General features: G+C 68.4%; 14 protein-coding genes. All 14 read right to left on the reverse strand.

The window, feature by feature from the left end; genetic code table 11:
* Nucleotides 1-935: 935 nt before the first annotated feature.
* Nucleotides 936-2,165, reverse strand: coding sequence for a cell division protein FtsZ (gene ftsZ, locus ACIBK2_RS30315; RefSeq protein WP_396972043.1), 1,230 nt, complete (start codon nt 2,163-2,165; stop codon nt 936-938).
* A 407-nt stretch (nt 2,166-2,572) separates the two neighbouring features.
* Nucleotides 2,573-3,307: a cell division protein FtsQ/DivIB gene (locus ACIBK2_RS30320; RefSeq protein WP_396972045.1), complete on the reverse strand. Its 735-nt coding sequence runs from the start codon at nt 3,305-3,307 to the stop codon at nt 2,573-2,575.
* Between the two features lie 85 nt (nt 3,308-3,392).
* Nucleotides 3,393-4,832 (reverse strand): UDP-N-acetylmuramate--L-alanine ligase, encoded by a 1,440-nt coding sequence (murC, locus tag ACIBK2_RS30325; protein ID WP_396972494.1) that lies wholly within the window; start codon nt 4,830-4,832, stop codon nt 3,393-3,395.
* 43 nt (nt 4,833-4,875) lie between these two features.
* Nucleotides 4,876-6,009 (reverse strand): undecaprenyldiphospho-muramoylpentapeptide beta-N-acetylglucosaminyltransferase, encoded by a 1,134-nt coding sequence (gene murG / locus ACIBK2_RS30330; RefSeq protein WP_396972046.1) that lies wholly within the window; start codon nt 6,007-6,009, stop codon nt 4,876-4,878.
* The gene (ftsW, locus tag ACIBK2_RS30335; protein WP_396972047.1) at nt 6,006-7,451 is read right to left on the reverse strand and encodes a putative lipid II flippase FtsW; all 1,446 of its coding nucleotides are present in this window, start codon (nt 7,449-7,451) and stop codon (nt 6,006-6,008) included. The genes murG and ftsW overlap by 4 nt, the downstream gene beginning before the upstream one ends.
* Nucleotides 7,448-8,884, reverse strand: coding sequence for a UDP-N-acetylmuramoyl-L-alanine--D-glutamate ligase (gene murD, locus ACIBK2_RS30340; RefSeq protein ID WP_396972049.1), 1,437 nt, complete (start codon nt 8,882-8,884; stop codon nt 7,448-7,450). The genes ftsW and murD overlap by 4 nt, the downstream gene beginning before the upstream one ends.
* A gap of 50 nt (nt 8,885-8,934) precedes the next feature.
* Nucleotides 8,935-10,011, reverse strand: a complete 1,077-nt coding sequence (gene mraY / locus ACIBK2_RS30345; protein ID WP_150406558.1) for a phospho-N-acetylmuramoyl-pentapeptide-transferase — start codon at nt 10,009-10,011, stop codon at nt 8,935-8,937.
* A complete protein-coding gene (murF, locus tag ACIBK2_RS30350; protein WP_396972051.1) occupies nt 10,008-11,522 on the reverse strand; it encodes a UDP-N-acetylmuramoyl-tripeptide--D-alanyl-D-alanine ligase in 1,515 nt (504 codons plus the stop codon). Before murF ends, mraY begins: the two co-directional genes overlap by 4 nt.
* Nucleotides 11,519-13,105, reverse strand: coding sequence for a UDP-N-acetylmuramoyl-L-alanyl-D-glutamate--2,6-diaminopimelate ligase (locus tag ACIBK2_RS30355; RefSeq protein WP_396972053.1), 1,587 nt, complete (start codon nt 13,103-13,105; stop codon nt 11,519-11,521). The genes murF and ACIBK2_RS30355 overlap by 4 nt, the downstream gene beginning before the upstream one ends.
* 105 nt (nt 13,106-13,210) lie before the next feature.
* Nucleotides 13,211-15,103: a peptidoglycan D,D-transpeptidase FtsI family protein gene (locus tag ACIBK2_RS30360; protein WP_396972055.1), complete on the reverse strand. Its 1,893-nt coding sequence runs from the start codon at nt 15,101-15,103 to the stop codon at nt 13,211-13,213.
* On the reverse strand, nt 15,100-15,909 hold the full coding sequence (locus ACIBK2_RS30365) for a hypothetical protein (protein WP_396972057.1): 810 nt from the start codon (nt 15,907-15,909) through the stop codon (nt 15,100-15,102). Before ACIBK2_RS30365 ends, ACIBK2_RS30360 begins: the two co-directional genes overlap by 4 nt.
* 162 nt (nt 15,910-16,071) lie before the next feature.
* Complete coding sequence (gene rsmH / locus ACIBK2_RS30370; RefSeq protein WP_396972059.1) at nt 16,072-17,046, reverse strand: 16S rRNA (cytosine(1402)-N(4))-methyltransferase RsmH; 975 nt, start codon at nt 17,044-17,046, stop codon at nt 16,072-16,074.
* A 268-nt stretch (nt 17,047-17,314) separates the two neighbouring features.
* Nucleotides 17,315-17,746 (reverse strand): division/cell wall cluster transcriptional repressor MraZ, encoded by a 432-nt coding sequence (mraZ, locus tag ACIBK2_RS30375; protein ID WP_040733463.1) that lies wholly within the window; start codon nt 17,744-17,746, stop codon nt 17,315-17,317.
* A 415-nt stretch (nt 17,747-18,161) separates the two neighbouring features.
* Nucleotides 18,162-18,590 carry a DUF3040 domain-containing protein gene (locus ACIBK2_RS30380; RefSeq protein WP_396972061.1) on the reverse strand — a complete coding sequence of 143 codons (429 nt, stop codon included), beginning with the start codon at nt 18,588-18,590 and terminating at the stop codon, nt 18,162-18,164.
* Nucleotides 18,591-18,734: the final 144 nt, after the last annotated feature.

Below are 18,734 nucleotides of genomic sequence, written 5' to 3' on the forward strand. Positions count from 1 at the left end.
CCTAAAGCCGGGTACGGCAGGCGACGCGACCACACTACTCACGGGAAAATGTGGATAGGTCTTCAGCTTCTATGAACTGCCCCACCTGCGGAGTTCTAAGCAGCACTTGCCCGGATAGGTCCACCTTTGCGGGGGTCTCTGGGTGTACTGGTTCGGGTTGGTGTGCCCAGAGATCTCCAGTGGGTGCTGTCTCAGAGGTTGTCGACTGGTTCATCGGATGACCGGAGTAGTGCTGGGCGCGTGAGGTGGGGTCCCCGACCTTAGTTATCGGTCAGGTGCGTGATGTCGCGTTCCAGCGTGGTCATCTGGCTGTGGTGCTGTTCTCGAGCGCTTTCGAAGGAATAAGCGTGTCGTGTGGACATTTTCGGGGCCGCTGGGGCTCCGATGCGCACCCTTTGCGGTGGCCGAACACCCTTTCCTCAACCTGCACACCCGCTGTATCGGGTGTTCGGCTCACAGAAACGGTGAGCGGCTGACAGAGACGGTGTGCGGCGGTCCGGGGTCCACGACCACCGGGACCGCTGTCGGCAACAGACGCACTCTCACTCGGGATCTGCACTCGGAATAGGGCCCTAGAGCGAGTGCAGATCCCGAGAGAAGGTGCAGATTTGGCTGGGTGGTCATTGTCGGGAGAATCCGCACCCGGTTTCGGGGGTCCGTGCTCGCTCTGGGCGCCTAGAGGGGCGCAGATCCCGAGATGGGGTGCGGATCTGCGGGATGCCGCGAAGGCGGGATGCCGCGAAGGCGGGATGCCGCGAAGGTGGGATGCCGCGAAGGTGGGATGCCGCGAAGGCGGGATGCCGCGAAGGTGGGATGCCGCGAAGGTGGGATGCCGCGAAGGTGGGATGCCGCGAAGGTGGGATGCCGCGAAGGCCCTGATCCCGGTGGGGATCAGGGCCTTCGGGGTTCAGCTTGTTCTGCGCGGTGGCTGGGCGTCACCTTCGCATGAAGGAGGGGACGTCGACGTCGTCGTCATCGTCGTCGGGGGGTTCGATGTGGGCTCGGGTTTGGGCCAGGGTCGGGTCCATTCGAGCCTTTTCGGTTTCCCGGTAGCTGGGGACGGCGCCGCGGGTCGAGCTGGTGGAGCTTGCGGTGGCGGCGGCTACGTCGGTGCTGCGTGCCGCTACCTCGGCGGGACGGTTCTGGCCGAGCTCGCCTGCGCGAGCCGATCCGATGGTGGTGCCCGACCGGGTGGTTTCGAAGGTACGCCGGGCGGGTCCTCCACCGTCAAAACCCGCTGCGATCACGGTGACTCGCACTTCGTCGCCGAGCGAGTCGTCGATCACCGTGCCGAAGATGATGTTGGCCTCGATGTGCGCGGCCTCCTGGACCAGCGACGCGGCCTCGTTGATCTCGAATAGGCCGAGGTCGGAGCCGCCCGCGATGGACAGCAGCACGCCGTGCGCGCCGTCCATGGACGCCTCCAGCAGCGGCGAATTGATCGCCGACTCGGCCGCTTTCACCGAGCGACCCTCGCCGCGCGCCGAGCCGATGCCCATCAGCGCGCTACCCGCGCCGGACATCACGCTCTTGACGTCGGCGAAGTCGACGTTGATCAGGCCGGGGGTGGTGATCAGGTCGGTGATGCCTTGCACGCCGTTGAGCAGCACCTCGTCCGCCGAGCGGAACGCGTCCATCAGGCTCACCGCCGCGTCGCCGAGCTGCAGCAGCCGGTCGTTCGGGATCACGATGAGCGTGTCACAGGACTCGCGCAGCTGGCCGATGCCCGTCTCGGCCTGGCCGCCGCGCCGCTTGCCCTCGAAGGAGAACGGGCGGGTGACGACGCCGATGGTCAACGCGCCGAGCTTGCGCGCGATCTGGGCGACGACCGGGGCACCACCGGTACCGGTGCCACCACCCTCGCCCGCGGTGACGAAGACCATGTCGGCGCCCTTGAGCACCTCTTCGATCTCGTCCTTGTGGTCCTCGGCCGCGCGGCGGCCGACCTCGGGATCGGCGCCGGCGCCGAGGCCACGGGTGAGTTCGCGGCCGACGTCGAGCTTGACGTCGGCATCGCTCATCAGCAGGGCCTGCGCGTCGGTGTTGACCGCGATGAACTCGACACCTTTGAGGCCCTGTTCGATCATCCGGTTGACGGCATTCACACCGCCGCCGCCGATACCGACGACCTTGATCACTGCAAGGTAGTTGTGCGGGGGCGTCATGGGCTCTCGCCTTCCTTCGATCTAAAGCCTGTCGTTTTCGGATTCGAGACACTTCGCCGGTTTCGCCTGAGCGGCTTCACTCAGCGAACCGCCGCCCGGGCAAACCCTAAACCTCAACCATAGGGTTAGCGTTATGTCAAGTATCCGACTGCTGCGGAACGCTATTCGCCGCCGCCGCAATACGCGCGCAGGCGCGCCGAAACGAAAGACAGAATCTTGTGTGATCCCTCTCGTCTCGCAGCGCCGCACGACGTATGGTGAACGGTTGCCCCCCGGCGCTCGGTAGCCGGCGCGAGGGCCGGTGGCGTGAGCGTCAGGCCCGGAAGCGGCAGCTCGCGTGACTATGGAGGGTCTGCGAACGCCACCCGTCGAATACTGCAATTCGACGCGGGCGCAATGGGTATCGCTCACTTTACCGTGACCAGGTTGGGACTCGACACATCGAACACCGTTCCGGGGCGGGTCAGCAGCGGGAGCACGACGGCCGACTTGCGTTCGGCGTCGTTCGTCCCGCCCCAGAGTACCGTGCGCCCGTCCTTCAGATTCAACGAAACATCCGAAATGGACCGCGCCACAACCTCGTCCACCTGAACGACCAGCCCGGGCGGCAGCGCGGCGAGCACCGCGACCGCGGCCCTGGTCACGGGCGCGTCACTGGCCGGATGATCGGTCACCAACTTGGGCACGCCGATCGGCGCGTCCTCGATCGCGAACTCCACGCTCTCGGCGTCGAGCAGATGCGCACCCTGCGGACTGTCGAAGAACAGCACCGGAGTCCGCTCGACCACGGTCACCCGCACCGTCGACGGGAAGACGCGCTGCACCCGCGCCGAGCGCACCTTCGGAATGCTCGCCACCCGACGCGCGATCGCGGTGGTGTCGATGCGCAACATCGAGCGCCCCGACGGGATTTCGAGCAGTTCGCGCACCTGCTGCTCGGGCACCGCGACCACGCCCTCGATCTTGACCGTGCGCACCGAGAGCACGGGCGTGAACCACGCGACGGCACCGACGATTGCAAGAACGCACACACCCAGCAATCCCCACAGCCGAACCCGCCGCCACCCGTTCGGGCCGAGTCGCGCACCCACCGACCGCGCCACGCCGAAACGCCGCTCGCGCACCGATCCGCCTCTGGTCACGACGGCTCCTCGCTGACGCTCGGCCCCGTCGTGCCCAAGGGCGGGCTGTGTCGTTGGTTCGCTCGCTGACGCTCGCTCACGAGCCTCACCGCCCGTACTGCGGACGCGCCCGTAAACCGTCGAGAATCTGACTGCCGAGCATCGTCACATCGCCCGCGCCCATGGTGATCACGACATCACCGGGCAGCGCGAGCTTGGCCACCTGACGGCCGACCCGCGACATATCCGGCTGGTAGTGCACGGGTTTAGTGACGGACTGGGCGACCAGCGCGCCGTTCACCCCGGGCAGCGGCTTCTCCCGCGCGCCGTACACGTCGAGCACCACCACCTCGTCCGCGAGGCTCAGCGCGGCACCGAAGTCCTGCGCGAAAGTCGCGGTGCGGCTGTACAGATGCGGTTGGAAGACCACGATCACCCGGCCCTGCCGCGACCGCGCGCCGTCGCGCGCCTCCTGCTGCACCAGCTCGGCGGCGGCGCCGAGCACGGCCCGCACCTCGGTCGGATGGTGTGCGTAGTCGTCGAAGACGCGCACCCCGTTCTCCCGGCCCGCGAACTGGAACCGGCGGTGCACGCCACCGAAACCCTCCAGACCCTGGATGATTTCGTCCACGTCGGCCCCCGTCGCACGGGCGGCCAGCAACGCGGCCAGTGCGTTCAACGCCATGTGCCTGCCCGGTACAGACAACCGCAGCGTGCGCGGCGTCGCTTCGTCGTCGAGCTGGAACTGGGCGATGCCGCCGACGTCACGCGGCTCCCAGCTGTGCAGCCGCACGCCGACCGGCACCGGCGCGTCGGCGAGCTCGCCGGAGCCGTAACCCAGTACGCGAATGTTCTTGGCGGCCAGCTTGTCGCCGACCCGTTCGGCCAGTGCGTAGGAGCCCGGGTCGTCCAAACAGACCACCAGCAGCCCACCTTCGGTGAGCCGATCGGCGAAGTCGTCGAAGACCTGGACGTAGGCCTCGTCGGTGCCGAAGTAGTCCAGATGATCGGACTCGATGTTGGTGATCACCGCGACATCCGGGTCGTACTGCAGCAGCGACCCGTCGCTCTCGTCGGCTTCGGCGACGAAGATGTCCCCGGTGCCGTGGTGCGCGTTGGTGCCCGCCTCGTTCAGCTCGCCGCCGACCGCGAAGGACGGGTCGAGGCCGCAGTGCTGCAACGACACGATGAGCATCGAGGTGGTCGAGGTCTTGCCGTGCGTGCCCGAAACCAGCAGGGTGCGATGCCCCTGCATCAGCGAAGCGAGCACGGCGGGCCGCAGCAGCACCGGGATGTCGCGCCGATTCGCTTCCATCAGTTCAGGATTGGTCTTCGGGATAGCCGCGTAGGTGGTGACCACCACGGTCGGTCCGCCCGGCAGCAGGTCGAGGGCGCTGGCGTCATGGCCGATGCGCACCTGCGCGCCGCGCGCCCGCAACGCGAGCACACCGCGACTCTCCTTGGCGTCCGAACCGGACACGGCACCACCACGGGACAGCAGAATCCGCGCAATGCCGGACATACCGGCACCACCGATACCGACCATGTGCACCCGCGCCAACGACGGCGGCAGAGCCGAGAGATCCTCGTCAGCCACGGGCAACCTCCAACACGATCCGCGCCACCGCGTCAGCGGCGTCGCGATGCCCAGCACTGGCCGCGGCACGACCCATCTCGATCAGCCGTGCGGAGTCCATGAGCAGCGGAATCACCTCATCGATCACGTATTTCGGCGTCAGCTCCGAATCCGGGACAATTCTGCCCCCGCCCTGCCGGACGACGGGCCTGGCATTGAGTTCCTGCTCGCCGTTGCCGTGCGCGAGCGGCACATAGAAGGCGGGTAGCCCGACCGCCGACACCTCGGCGACGGTCATCGCACCCGACCGGCAGACCACCGCGTCGGCGGCGGCGTAGGCGAGGTCCATCCGGGAAAGATACGGCACCGCGACATACGGTGCGGTCGCGCCACTCCCGGCTGCGGGTCGCTCCGCAGGCTCCGCTCCTGCGGCGACATCAAGGGTGTTCTTGGGCCCGTGCGCGTGCAGCACCGAGATGCCCGCGGCCGCGAGCTGCGTCGCGGCACCCGACACCGCCTCGTTCAAGCTGACCGCACCCTGCGATCCACCGAACACCAGCAGCACCGGCCCCTCGGCGGGCAGCCCGAAGTGCGCCCGCGCCTCGGCCCGCAGCGCGGCCCGATCGAGCGTGGTGATCGCGGCGCGAACCGGGATACCCACGACCTGCGCTCCCGCCAACCCCGAATCCGGTACCGCGGCAAGCACTCGCGCGGCCCGGCGGGCACCGACCTTGTTCGCGATCCCGGCTTTGGCATTCGCCTCGTGCACCACCACCGGCACCGCGCGCCTGCGCCGCAGCAGACCGGACCCGGCGGCCAGGTACGCGGGCAGCGCCACATACCCGCCGAAGCCGACGATCACATCGGCCTCGACCGCGTCGATCACCGCCCTGGTCCGCGCCACCGAGGCGCGCACCCGGCCGGGCAGCCGCAGCAGATCCGCGGTCGGCTTGCGCGGCAACGGCACCGGCGGGATGAGTTCGAGCGGATAGCCGCGCTCCGGAACCAGCTTGGTCTCCAGGCCGCGCTCGGTGCCCAGTGCTGTCACCCGGATCGAATCGTCGAGCCGCCGCAGCGCGTCCGCCACCGCGAGGGCGGGTTCGATATGGCCCGCCGTGCCGCCGCCTGCGACGATTACCGAGATCACCTAGATTTTCCTCGTTCTCTTGTGTGGTTGACCGGGTAGGTGGGTTCCCACGCTCTGGTGGCCCGCAGCGAGCTGGTGCCGCGACTCTCCGGCGAGCGGCGTCGTCCCGGCTCCGGCTGCGGCCGCCGCGCGGGCAAGGCTTGTCTGCCCGGCCGCGGCGCCTTTCGCTGAGCGGACTTCGCCCTGGCGGCACTGGCCCGCGCCGGCGAGTACACCTCCGGCTTGGGCAGCCGCAGCAACTTACTGAACCTACCGTCTTGCCCGGCATGCAGCGCGGAGACGGCCTCCGGTTCGTGCCTGGCCGCGTTGGCGATGATGCCGAACATGAACAGGGTGATGGCCAGCGACGAACCGCCCGCCGACACCAGCGGCAGCTGCAGGCCGGTGACCGGGAGCAGGCCGACCACGTAGCCGATGTTGATCAGCGCCTGGCCGGTGATCCACGTTGTCGCGGTAGCGGTGAGCAGCCGCAGGAACGGATCGACCGAGCGGCTGGCGATGCGGATTCCGGTGTAGACGAACAGCGCGAACAGTCCGAGCACCAGGGCGCAGCCGAGGAAGCCGAGTTCCTCGCCGATGATGGCGAAGATGAAGTCGTTGTGCGAGTTGGGCAGGTAGCTCCACTTGGCCCGGCTCTGTCCGAGGCCGCGGCCCCAGATGCCGCCGTCGGCGAGTGAGTAGAGCGCTTGGCGCGCTTGATAACCCATGCCCTGCGGGTCGTCGCCGGGGTTGAAGAACGCGCGCATGCGATCGGATCGATAACCCGCCGACAAGGCGAGCACCGTCGCCGCGATCAGGCCGGATACCGCAACCGTCACGAACAGCCGCAGCGGCAGGCCGCCGAACCACAGCAGCGCCGCGATCACCATGCCCAACGCGATCGTCGTCGACAGGTTCGGTTCCACCACGACGAGCAGACACACCAGCAGACCCGCCGGAACCAGCGGCATCAGAATGTCTTTCAGCCCCGCGTGCTCCGAGCGGCGCGACGCCAGCAGATGCGCGCCCCACACCACCAGCGTGACTTTCACGATCTCCGACGGCTGCACGTTGAAGACGCCGAGGTCGATCCACCGCCGCGCACCCTGCACCTTGGAACCGATGCCGGGGACCAGCACGAGTACCAGCCCGAGCACCGACAGCACGAACAGCGGAAACGACCACTGCCGCAACCGGCGCAACGGAATCCGCAGCGCGAGATAGAACAAGACGGTACCGATCGCCGCGAACATCGCCTGCTGGATGAACAGCGAATACGCCGATCCCCCATCGGCATACGCCTCGACGCTCGACGCGGAAAGCACCATCACCAAGCCGAGCACGGTCAGCAGCGTCGCGATGGTGACGACCAGATGAAACGACGCGAGCGGCCGCGCCAACCAGGCCACGAACCTGGCACCGGCTCGGGGTTGCTGTTCCTTCCGCCGCATCGTTTCCGTCATAGCGTCCGCCCGACGTCACCGTCTTCCAGTGCGTGCACCGCCGCCGCGAAACTGCGGCCCCGATGCGTGTAATCGGCGAACATGTCCAACGAAGCCGCCGCGGGGGCGAGCAGTACGGCGTCGCCGCGTCGGGCGAACCCGGCCGCGGCCTGTACGGCACGCGCCATCACGGCGTCGGCCTTATCTCTCGACGCGTCACCCATCCCTGCATCGTCTCCCGCGATCAGCTCGATGACCGGGACCTCAGGCGCGTGTCGCGCCAACGCGGCCGCGAATACCGGTGCGTCCGCCCCGATCAGCACCACCGCGACCAGCCGGTCGGCGACCTCTTCGACCAGGTCCTCGATGTGCGCGCCCTTGAGCTGACCACCGGCCACCCAGACCACCTGCTGATGCGCCAGGATCGCGGTGCGCGCGGCGTGCGGGTTGGTCGCCTTGGAGTCGTCGATGAAGTCGACGCCGCCGACCTCGCGCACGAACGCGGACCGGTGCGGGCCGACCTTGTGCTCGATCAACCCCTCCCGGATGAACTGCGGCGCAACGTCGATGGCCCTGGTGAGCGCGGCCGCAGCGAGCGCGTCGGCGACGCCGGCGGGCCCGGGCGGGCTGATGTCGCCGACCTCGGCCAGGATCGCGGCCTTGGTGAACGCGCGATCGAGCAGCTTGCCGTCGACCACGCCGAGCTCACCGTCGGCGGGCACGCCGATCCGGAAGCCAACGGTGCGACGGGCTTTCGAGCGGCGGGCCAGCGAGGCGGCCACCGGATCGTCGAGCCCGACCACACCGACCCGGCCGACCAGCGCCCGCGCCTTGGCGGCGGCGTACGCGTCGAGGCCGCCGTGCCAGTCCAGGTGATCCTCGGCCACATTGAGCACCACGCCCGCCTCCGGACGCACCGACGGCGCCCAGTGCAGCTGGAACGAGGACAGCTCGACGGCGAGCACCTGCGGTCCCGGGCTGCGCCGCAACGCATCCAGGATCGGCAGGCCGATGTTGCCGCACGCGACACTCGGGATGCCCGCGGCACGCAGGATGGCATGCGTCATCTGGGTGGTGGTGGTCTTGCCGTTGGTTCCGGTGATCACCAGCCACTTACGCACCGGGCCGTAGATCCTGGCTTGATCGACCCACCAGGCGAATTCGACGTCGCCCCACACCGGGGTGCCCTCGGCGACCGCCGCGGCGAGCACCGGTGAGTCCGGTCGCCACCCCGGACTGGTGATCACCAGCGCGAACCGGCTCCAGTCGGTGGTTTCCAGTTCCACGCAGGTGGCGATGTCCAGGCCGAGCCCGGCCGCCTCGGCCAGCGCCGCAGCGCCACCGTCGGTGACCACCGGGCGCGCGCCGATATCGCGCAGCGGCTCGATCAGCGAGCGTCCCGATATGCCCCAGCCCGCGACGAGAACGTCACGGCCACGCAGGAATTCGAGCATGGGCCCAGGTGATCGCAGGGCCCGAGGAGAATGTTCGACCATCGTTTAGTTCACCCGACCGCAGAGAGATATTCGCTGTAGAACAAACCGAGCCCGACGGCGGAAGCCATCGCGGCCAATAGCCAGAACCTGATGATCACCGTAGTCTCGGCCCACTTGCTTAGTTCGAAGTGATGATGGAACGGCGCCATCTTGAACAGCCGGTTGCGCGTGGTGCGGTACACCGCCACCTGCAGCACGACCGACAGGGTTTCGGCAACGAACAGAGCGCCGATGACGATCATCAGCAGCTCGGTCCGGGTGGTGATGGACAGTCCGGCCAGCATGCCGCCGAGCGCAAGCGAGCCGGTATCACCCATGAAAATCTTGGCGGGCGCGGCATTCCACCACAGGAAGCCGACGCACGCCGCGGCGCCCGCGGCGCAGACCAGCGCCAGGTCGAGCGGGTCACGCACGTTGTAACAGCCGACCTCCGCCTTGATCTCGCAGGCGTGGTAGTACTGCCAGAACGTGATGACCACATAGCCGCCGAGCACCAGGCTCATCGATCCGGCGGCGAGCCCGTCCAGCCCGTCGGTGAGATTCACCGCGTTGGACCAGGCGACGACCACCAGGCAGACGAAGACCAGGAACACGACGACACCCATCGTCACCGTGCTGATATCGCGCACATAGGACAGATGCCTGCTGGCCGGGGTCAGCCCGCTCGCGCCGCGGAACTGCAGCGCGAGCACGCCGAACACGACGGCGGCGGTGAGCTGGCCGAGGTACTTGCCCGCGGCGGTCAGACCGAGGTTGCGCTGCTTGCGGATCTTGATGAAGTCGTCCACGAAGCCGACGCCGCCGAGCGCGGTGGCCAGGCCGAGGACCAGCAGGCCCGAGGCCGAAGGCCCGTCCGCGCGATAGCCGATGCCGATCAGGTGCGAACCGAGATAGCCGGCCCACATGCCGATGATGATGGCGACGCCGCCCATGGTGGGCGTGCCGCGCTTGGCCTGGTGACTCGCCGGGCCGTCGACCCGGATCTCCTGGCCGAAGCCCTGCTTGGCGAACATCTTGATCAGCAGCGGGGTCAGCAGAATCGACACGGCGAGCGCTATGGCCGCCGCGAATAGAATCTGTCTCAATCCATTGCCTCCGTGCTTCCCGTAAGTCCGCTGGATGGCTCCGATTTGATCAAGTGTTCGGCGACCTCCCAGAGGCCCACCGACTTCGACGCCTTGACCAGCACCACATCACCCGCCTCGACTTCGTCGTCGAGCAACGCGATGGCCGCGCCGATGTCGGGCACGAGGATTGACTCCTCGCCCCATGAGCCTTCCATCACGGCTCCCTGATGCATCGCGCGGGACGGCCTTCCGTCGCCGACCACGATCAGCCGGTGCACGTCCAACCGCACTGCGAGCCGGCCGATCCGGTCGTGTTCGATCACGGATTCCTCGCCGAGCTCACCCATTTCGCCGAGCACGGCCCAGCTGCGGCGCGGGTTTTCGCCCGCGCGCGACATGGTGACCAGGGCTTTGAGCGCGGCGCGGACGGAATCGGGGTTGGCGTTGTACGAGTCGTTGATCACGGTCACGCCGCCCGCGGTGGTTTGCACGTCCATTCGACGGGCGGACGCGGCGTGGGCTTCGGACAGCGACTGCGCGATCGTGTCGAGGTCAGCACCGCATTCGAGGGCGACCGCCGCCGCGGACAGTGCGTTGCCGACCTGGTGTTCGCCGTGCACGGCCAGCTGGATCGGGATGCTGCCGACGGAGGTGTGCAGGGTGAATCCGGCGCGCGCTTCGTCATCGAGCCGGATATCGGTGGCGCGGATGTCGGCGCCGTCGGATCGGCCAACGGTCACCACGCGGGCGGTGGTGCGCGAGCTCATCGCGGCGACCTGGTTGTCATCGGCGTTGAGCACGGCCAGCCCTGACGGGGGAAGCGCTTGCACCAGTTCGCCTTTGGTCTTGGCGATGGCCTCGCGGCTGCCGAACTCACCGAGGTGCGCGGTGCCGACGTTGAGCACCACGCCGATGGTCGGCGGCGCCACCTCGGCGAGCGCCGCGATATGGCCGGGGCCGCGCGCGGACATCTCGAGCACCAGGAAACGCGTATCGGCGTTGGCGCGCAACGCGGTCCACGGGTGGCCGAGTTCGTTGTTGAACGAGCCGGGCGGGGCGACCACCGTGCCCAGCGGCGCGAGCACGGCGGCGAGCAGGTCCTTGGTCGAGGTCTTGCCGGACGAGCCGGTCACCCCGATCACCGTGAGAGTGCCTGCCGCAGTGAGTCGTTGCACACTGGCGCGGGCGAGGTCGGCGAGCGCGGCGAGCACCGCGGCCCCCGAACCGTCCGAATCACCGGCCAGCGCAACGGAAGTCGACGGCACCGAGCCGGGGCTGGGGGTGACGACGATGGCGGGCACGCCCACCGGCCGTGCCGCCAGCACCGCGACCGCACCGGCGGCGACCGCCGTTGCCGCCCAGTCGTGGCCGTCGGACCGCTCGCCGGGCAGCGCCAGGAACAGATCACCGGAACCGATTTGGCGCGAATCGAATTCGACCGAACCGGTCACCCGCACCTCCGGGTCGGGGACGTCGTGCAGCGTGCCGCCGACGACGTCCGCGATCTCCCGCAGTGTCATCTCGATCATGAAACCGTCAAGTCCTCCGCGTCCGCGTTATGCGGACTTCGCTTGTCCAGTGCCGCCGCGAGCACGTCGCGGTCGTCGAAGGGGTGCTTCACACCCCGGATCTCCTGCCCTGCCTCGTGCCCCTTGCCCGCAACCAGTACCACGTCGCCGGGCTGAGCCCAATTCACCGCCGCCGCAATGGCTTCGGCGCGGTCGCCGAGCTCGCGCACCTCGCCGCGGGCGGCCTCCGCCAGCGCACCGGTCCGCATCGCCGCCCGGATCTCCGCCGGGTCCTCGCTGCGCGGGTTGTCGTCGGTGATGATCACCAGATCGGCGCCTTTGGCCGCTACCGCGCCCATCAGCGGACGTTTACCCGCGTCGCGGTCGCCACCGGCCCCGACCACCACGGCGAGGCGTCCCGGCGATTCCGGCGCGTCCGCGGCGAGATGTCCACGCAGCGTGGCGATCACCGATTCCAGCGCGGCGGGCTTGTGCGCGTAGTCGACGATCGCGAGGAAGTCCTGCCCGCGCTCCACCCGCTGCATCCGGCCCGGCACGTCGACGGTGGCCAGCGCGGGCGCGGCGACCGAGGCCTCGACACCGGCGGCCGCGCACACGGCGACCGCGAGCAGTCCGTTGGCGACGTTGTAGCGCCCCGGAAGACGCAGTCGCACAGCGATATTGCCACTCGGTCCGGTCGCGGTGAATTCCTGCTCGCCGCCGTGCGCCGCGATCGGGCCGTCCAGCGACCAAGCACCGGTTCCGGTGGTGGACACCGTGATCGGTGCTTCGAGCCCGTCCGCGAGGCGCCGGCCCCACTCGTCATCGATACAGATCACCGCGGTCCGCGCCGCGATCGGCGACGTCGGCTCGAACAGCCTGCGCTTGGCGGCGAAGTAGTCCTCGAAGTCGGCGTGGAAGTCCAGGTGGTCCTGCGACAGGTTGGTGAACGCACCGACCGCGAAGCGGACGCCGTCCACCCGGCCCAGCGCCAGCGCGTGGCTGGACACCTCCATCACCACCGCGTCCACGCCCTGCTCGACCATCAGCGCGAACATCGCGTGCAGCTGCGGCGCCTCGGGCGTGGTCAGCGCGCTCGGCACCCAACGACCACCGATCCTGGTCTCGATGGTGCCGATCAGCGCCGTCGACAGTCCGGCCGCGGCCAGACCGGCCTCCACCAGATAAGAGGTGGTCGTCTTGCCGGAGGTACCGGTGATGCCGACGATGCGCAGCCGTTCACAGGGGTTGCCGTAGATCATCGCCGACAACTCGCCGAGCACCGCGCGCGGATTCTCGCGCACCAGCACCGGAACGTTCAGCTCCCCGGCCAGCTCAGCGCCCGCCGCATCGGTGAACACCGCGACCGCACCCCGTTCGACCGCATCCGCGGCGAATCGGGCGCCGTGCGCGTGCGCGCCGGGTAACGCGGCGAACAGGTCACCGGGTCGCACGGCCTGCGACCGCTGCTCGATGCCGGTGACGTGGACCTGCGCGAGCACGGGTCCGGTCGCCTCGGCACTGGTCGCCGCCAGCACGGCGGTCAGCGCGGTTTCCGGCGGCTGGGCGGGCCGGAGCGCGTGCTGGCTGGACTGCGCAGGCACATTGCTCCTCTCTGATGCGGGCGGGGACTGGGACGACGAGTCAGGTTACCGACGGCCGGTCACGGCCCAGCAACGCACCTACGGTAAGTCCCAGACCGCACGGATTCAGTCCGCCTGGAGCACGAAACGTTTGGACGGCTCCGGCGACGGCGGGATGCGGTCGCGCTGCATCGCCCAGGAGGCGATGTTGTGGAACAGCGGTGCGGCCGACTGGCCACCGCTGCCGTCCGAGCTGCGGATGGGGTTGTCGAGCATCAGGCCGATGACGTAGCGCGGGTTGTCGGCCGGGGCGATGCCCGCGAAGGTGATGTAGAACGACGAGGTCGAGTAGCACCCGCAGTTGGGGTCGACCTTCTGCGCGGTGCCGGTCTTGCCCGCGATCTGGTAGCCGTCGATCGCGGCGGGCCAGCCGGTGCCGTTCTGGTTCGAGTTCATCGGATCACGCTGGACCACCGACTGGAACATGGTGCGCAGCGTCGCCGCGGTCTGCGAGCTCACCACGCGCACGCCGTCGGGCTGGGTCTCGTCGGTGCGGGTGCCGTCGGGCGCGATCTCGGCCTTGATGATCCGCGGCGGGATGCGCACACCGTCGTTCGCGATGGCCTGGTACATGCCCGTCATCTGCAGCGTCGTCATCGAAAGACCCTGGCCGATAGGCAGGTTGGCGAAGGTGCCGCCCGACCACTGATCGCGGGCGGGCACCACACCGGCGCTTTCGCCCGGCAGGCCGACGCCGGTTCGCTGGCCGAGGCCGAAGCGATTCACCATGTCGGCGAACCGATCCTCGCCGACCCGCTGGGCCAGCATCAGGGTGCCGACGTTCGAAGATTTACCGAAGATGCCGGTGGTGGTGTACGGCGCCACATCATGGACCCACGCGTCGTGCACGGTCACGCCCGCCATCCGGATCTCGCCCGGAACCTGGTGCACCTCATCGGGATTGGTCAATCCGTACTCGATCGCGGCGGCCGCGGTGATGATCTTGTTCACCGAGCCGGGCTCGAACACGTTGGACACCGACGGGTTGTCCAGGTCGGCGCCGGACCAATTCTGCGGGCCCAGTTGCGGATTGAAGGTGTTGTCGTTGGCCATCGACAGCACTTGCCCGGTCTTGGCGTCGAGCACGACAGCGGAAGCCGAGTTGGCGCCGGACATTTCCTTGGCCTGCTGCACCTGCTGTTGCACGTAGTACTGCAGGTCCGAGTCCAGGGTCAACTCCACGCCGTGACCATTGACGGCATCCTGTTTGTCGCGCGAGCTGCCGGGAATGACCGCGCCGTCGGAGCCGCGGTCGTAGGTGTGTGAACCGTCGGTGCCCGCGAGCACCGAGTCGAGCGAGGACTCGAGCCCGACCTGGCCGTGCCCGTCCCAGCCGGTGGCGCCGAGCACGTTGGCCGCCAACGAACCGCCCGGATGCTCCCTCGGGTACTGGGAATCCGCACCGACCTCGGGATACTGCGCGCGGATATCCGCGGCGATCCTCGGGTCGACGCCGCGCGCCAGGTACACGAACGTTTCGTCGCTACGCAGCTTGGCGAGCAGGTCCGACTCCGAGGGTCCCGCCTTGCCGAGCTTGTCGTGCACGGTCTTGGCGATGGCCTTCAGTCGCTCGTCCGGATCGGGCGCCTTGTCGTTCTTGGCTTTCGCGTCGGCCAGCTGCTTGCGGACCACGATCGGTTGGAAATTCAGCTGTTTCGCGGCGATGGTGTACGCGAGCGACTTGCCGTTGCGGTCGGTGAGCGGGCCGCGCACCGCGTAGTCGACCTCGGTGTTGCTGCGCTGGTTCGCCGCCTGCGCGGAAAGGCTTGGCGCGTTGATGGTTTGGATCCACAGCAATTGCAGCGCGACGACGCCGAGCGCGATCAGCATGAAGATCCGGCCCGCGCCGAGCCGCCTCCGCAGCGGCTGACCCTTCTTCGGTGGTGCGGAGCGTGGTCTGGCAGCCTTGCCTGGACCAGGCCCGCGTCGCTGGCGCGGGGCGGGCCTGGTCTGTGTCACCGCTGTCCTCCGTCTGGAAGTGCCTGTGGCTGTGCCGTTTCCGCCTGCCCCTGCGCGAGATCGGTGGGCGGATGCGCGACGTCGGCCTGCTGCGGCGCGGCGGGCGCCGCCGGAACCGGGCTGGCCGGAACCGGGCTCGCCGGAGCAGCGTTCACCTGAACGTTCGCCGGCGCACCGTTGCCCGGCGCGGGTGGCAGGGCGGGTGGCGGCGGTGTGGTGGTCACCGGCATCACTCGTTCACCGCGAGCCTGTATGTTGCCCGCCTGCGGATTTCCCGGCTGCCCGCTGCCAGGCGCGGCGGGCGAAACGTTCAGCGGCGGCACCGGGGGGCCTTCTGCCGGAGTCGGTTTACCGATCACCGTCACGGTGCCGTCGGGCGCGACCACGATGCGGGCCGGGTCCTTGGCCGGGATCATGCCCAGTTCCCTGGCCCGGGCGGCCAGGTCGGGCGCGGAATCCGCGGACTCCACCTCACGCTGCAGCGCGGCGCGCTCGTCGGCCAGCCGCTTGTTGGTCGCCCTGATGTCGCCGAGCTGGTAGCTGTCCTCCGCGGCGCGGGTGGTGAGCAGCAGGGTGAGCGCGAGACCGCAGCCGAGCAGCGCGATGATCGCCGCGACGAACGGAATGCGCCCGGCCATCGCCGATCGCTCCCGACGCGGCAGATCGGGTGTGTCCGAACGGGTTTCGGCACGAGTCCGGCGCCGGGCGTAGGCCCGTTGCGCGGCACCCGATTTCACCCGCTCGGATTCGTGGACCCGGCGAGCGATCCGCCCGGGTGCCTCGACGGTCCGCGTCCTAATACTCATGCCTCCACCTCGCTGGCGCTCGGCTCCGGCATGCGTATCGCACACTGGCACATGATTCGTTCGCTTCGCTCGCTCATACAGTCGTCCCCTCGTGAGTCTGTGCGGGACATCCGGCCTCCCTTGTCCAGGCCCCGCACCCGGTCCGCCGGACGAGCTCATGTCTCATCCGACCTCCTGAATTCGCTCCGCGGCCCGCATCCTTACCGGTGCGGCCCGCGGGTTTTCCTCGATCTCCTCGTCGGTCGCCTTCTCCGCGCCACGGGTCAACATCCGGAATTCCGGTCCCATGCCGGGCAATTCGACCGGTAGGTCGACGGGGGTCCTTGAGGCCGCGCGCGGCGCGAACTCCTGCTTGACCACCTTGTCTTCGAGCGACTGATACGACATGACGACGATCCGGCCGCCGATCCGCAGCGAATCGAGCGCCGCGGGCAGCGCGGCGCGCAGCGAATCGAGCTCGCGGTTGACCTCCACCCGCAACGCCTGGAACGTCCGCTTGGCCGGATGCCCGCCGGTGCGCCGGGTCGCCGCCGGTATCGCCGCGTAGAGCAATTCCACCAGTTCGGCACTGGTGGTGAACGGCTTCTGTGCCCGGCGGCGCAGCACCTCGGAGGCGATGCGGCCCGCAAAGCGTTCCTCGCCATAGGTTTTCAGCACCCGGGCCAGGTCGCCGTGGCTGTAGGTGTTCAGCACGTCGGCGGCGGTGGGGCCGGTAGTGGGATCCATCCGCATGTCCAGCGGCGCGTCGATGGAATAGGCGAAGCCGCGCTCGGCCTCGTCGAGTTGCATCGACGACACGCCGAGATCCATCAGGATGCCGGAGACCGACCCGCGGGCGGCGAGCCCGGCCTGGTCGAGCGCGTCGGCGATCCCGTCGTATCGGGTGTGCACCAGGGTGACTCGGTCCGCGAACGGCGCGAGCCGCTCGGTGGCCAGCTTCAGCGCTGCGGTGTCACGATCGAGACCGACGAGCCGGAGGCCGGGATAGGTGCGCAGGAAATGTTCGGCGTGTCCGCCGAGACCGAGGGTCGCGTCGAGATAGACCGCACCGGGTTCGGTGAGCGCGGGCCCGAGCAACCCGTCGGCCCGGCCGAGCAGAACAGGAACATGGCGGGGGCCGTCCTGCTCACGGTTCACCTCGACCTCCCGGGATCTGCCTCGCTTCGTCGCGCACCGCGCACGGGTCGCCTTGTTCCTCTGTGCCGATGCGGGAGTTCCCGCACCCCATCGGCCCAACGAGCGCTTCGCGATTGTGTCTCATTGGGCCGCAAGTGCTTTTGCATAAGAAACCGTTGCCGGAGACGAATGCCCCGTGGTCTCTGACCGAACCTCGGCACCTGGCGTCGGGGAAGTACGTCAGGGTCCGCGTCCGGGCAGAGGCCGCGCGGCACTCGTTCGCTCGGGGCTAGAAGATTCCGCCCAGCGACTCGTCTCTCGCTTGCGAGAAATCCTCCTCGTGCTCGGCGAGGTAGGAGTCCCACGCCTGCTTGTCCCATATTTCGAGGAAGTCGACCGACCCGGTCACCACGCAATCCCGTTGCAGGTTTGCGTAACGCCGATGTTCGGCTGACAACACGATCCGGCCCTGTGCGTCCGGACGTTGTTCATCCGTTCCAGCCGCAAGTGCCCGGACGAACGCGCGCGCCTGCGGGTTACTTCGAGATGCCGCCGCGGCCCGACGAGCGAGCGCGGTGAACTCTTCTTTGGGATACACGGCAAGGCTGTGGTCCTGACCCTTCGTGACCATCAACCCTCCCGCCAGATCGTCTCGAAATTTCGCAGGCAACGTGAGTCGCCCCTTGTCGTCCAGCCGAGGTGTGTAGGTACCGAGAAACAACTCGATACCTCCCTAGTCGATCACCTCGATGGTCGGCCTTTCCTGTAGTGCGCGCTCCACATTACCCCACTTTCCCCCACTTTCAATCGAAACTGCCGGTGATCTGGCTCCCCGCTCAGGCGATTTCGCAGGTCATCCCAGCTATCACCATGGTGGAGAACTTTTTGCGTGTTCTGCCGACACGCACAGTCCGCATGGACAAAGGCCCGGAAACACCCAGCAAACGCCCAGGTGCCGCGTCGTTCAGCCGAGGATGGGGCGAAGTGGGGGATCTTGTGGGGAGAGGTGGGGCAACCGCCGCCGAGCCCGCGCGGCGATCATCGGCGGCACCGGGCTATCCACACGCAAGACGGCGACGCCGCACCGGTTCGGTGCGGCGTCGCCGTCTGTCTGCGATTGTCAGGCTACGAGCGAGCTAATCCTGCTCGAACCGTCGCCGGAAGCGGTCCTCCATGCGTTCGGAGAATCCGCCGGACTTGCGTTGGCGCCCACGCTGTCCGGCCGCTCCGCCGCCTGGACCACCGGGCGTGGCGTCGCCGCCCGCCCGATCACCCTTCGCAATGCCCTTGGAGGTGCCGACCAGCAGCAGTACGCCGGCCGCGAACATGACGATGAAGCCGACCAGACTGATGATCGGGAAGCCGCCGGGCTTCACTGGAGCGGCGATGCCGGCGACGAGTAGAAACAGACCAAGGGCGAACAAGGCCGCGGCCTGGAGTCTGCGACGACTCGAGGTCGAGCGAAGGCGCCCGCCGCGGACGGACGACGCGAACTTCGGATCCTCAGCATAGAGCGCGCTCTCGATCTGTTCGAGCATGCGCTGCTCGTGCTCGGAGAGTGGCACGGTACCTCCCCCGGCACTAGGCGTGGCTGTCGCCTCCGGGTAGGCGACCTGATAGCCGACCTTGGCGGCTATCTGTCACCAATGATACGAGTTCGATCAGGGCCGTACCACCTAGTCGCCCATAACTATGTGGGCGTGCCGCCG

Origin of the sequence: Nocardia sp. NPDC050175, assembly GCF_044459885.1 — a bacterium.
In the GTDB taxonomy this organism is placed as follows: Bacteria; Actinomycetota; Actinomycetes; order Mycobacteriales; family Mycobacteriaceae; genus Nocardia.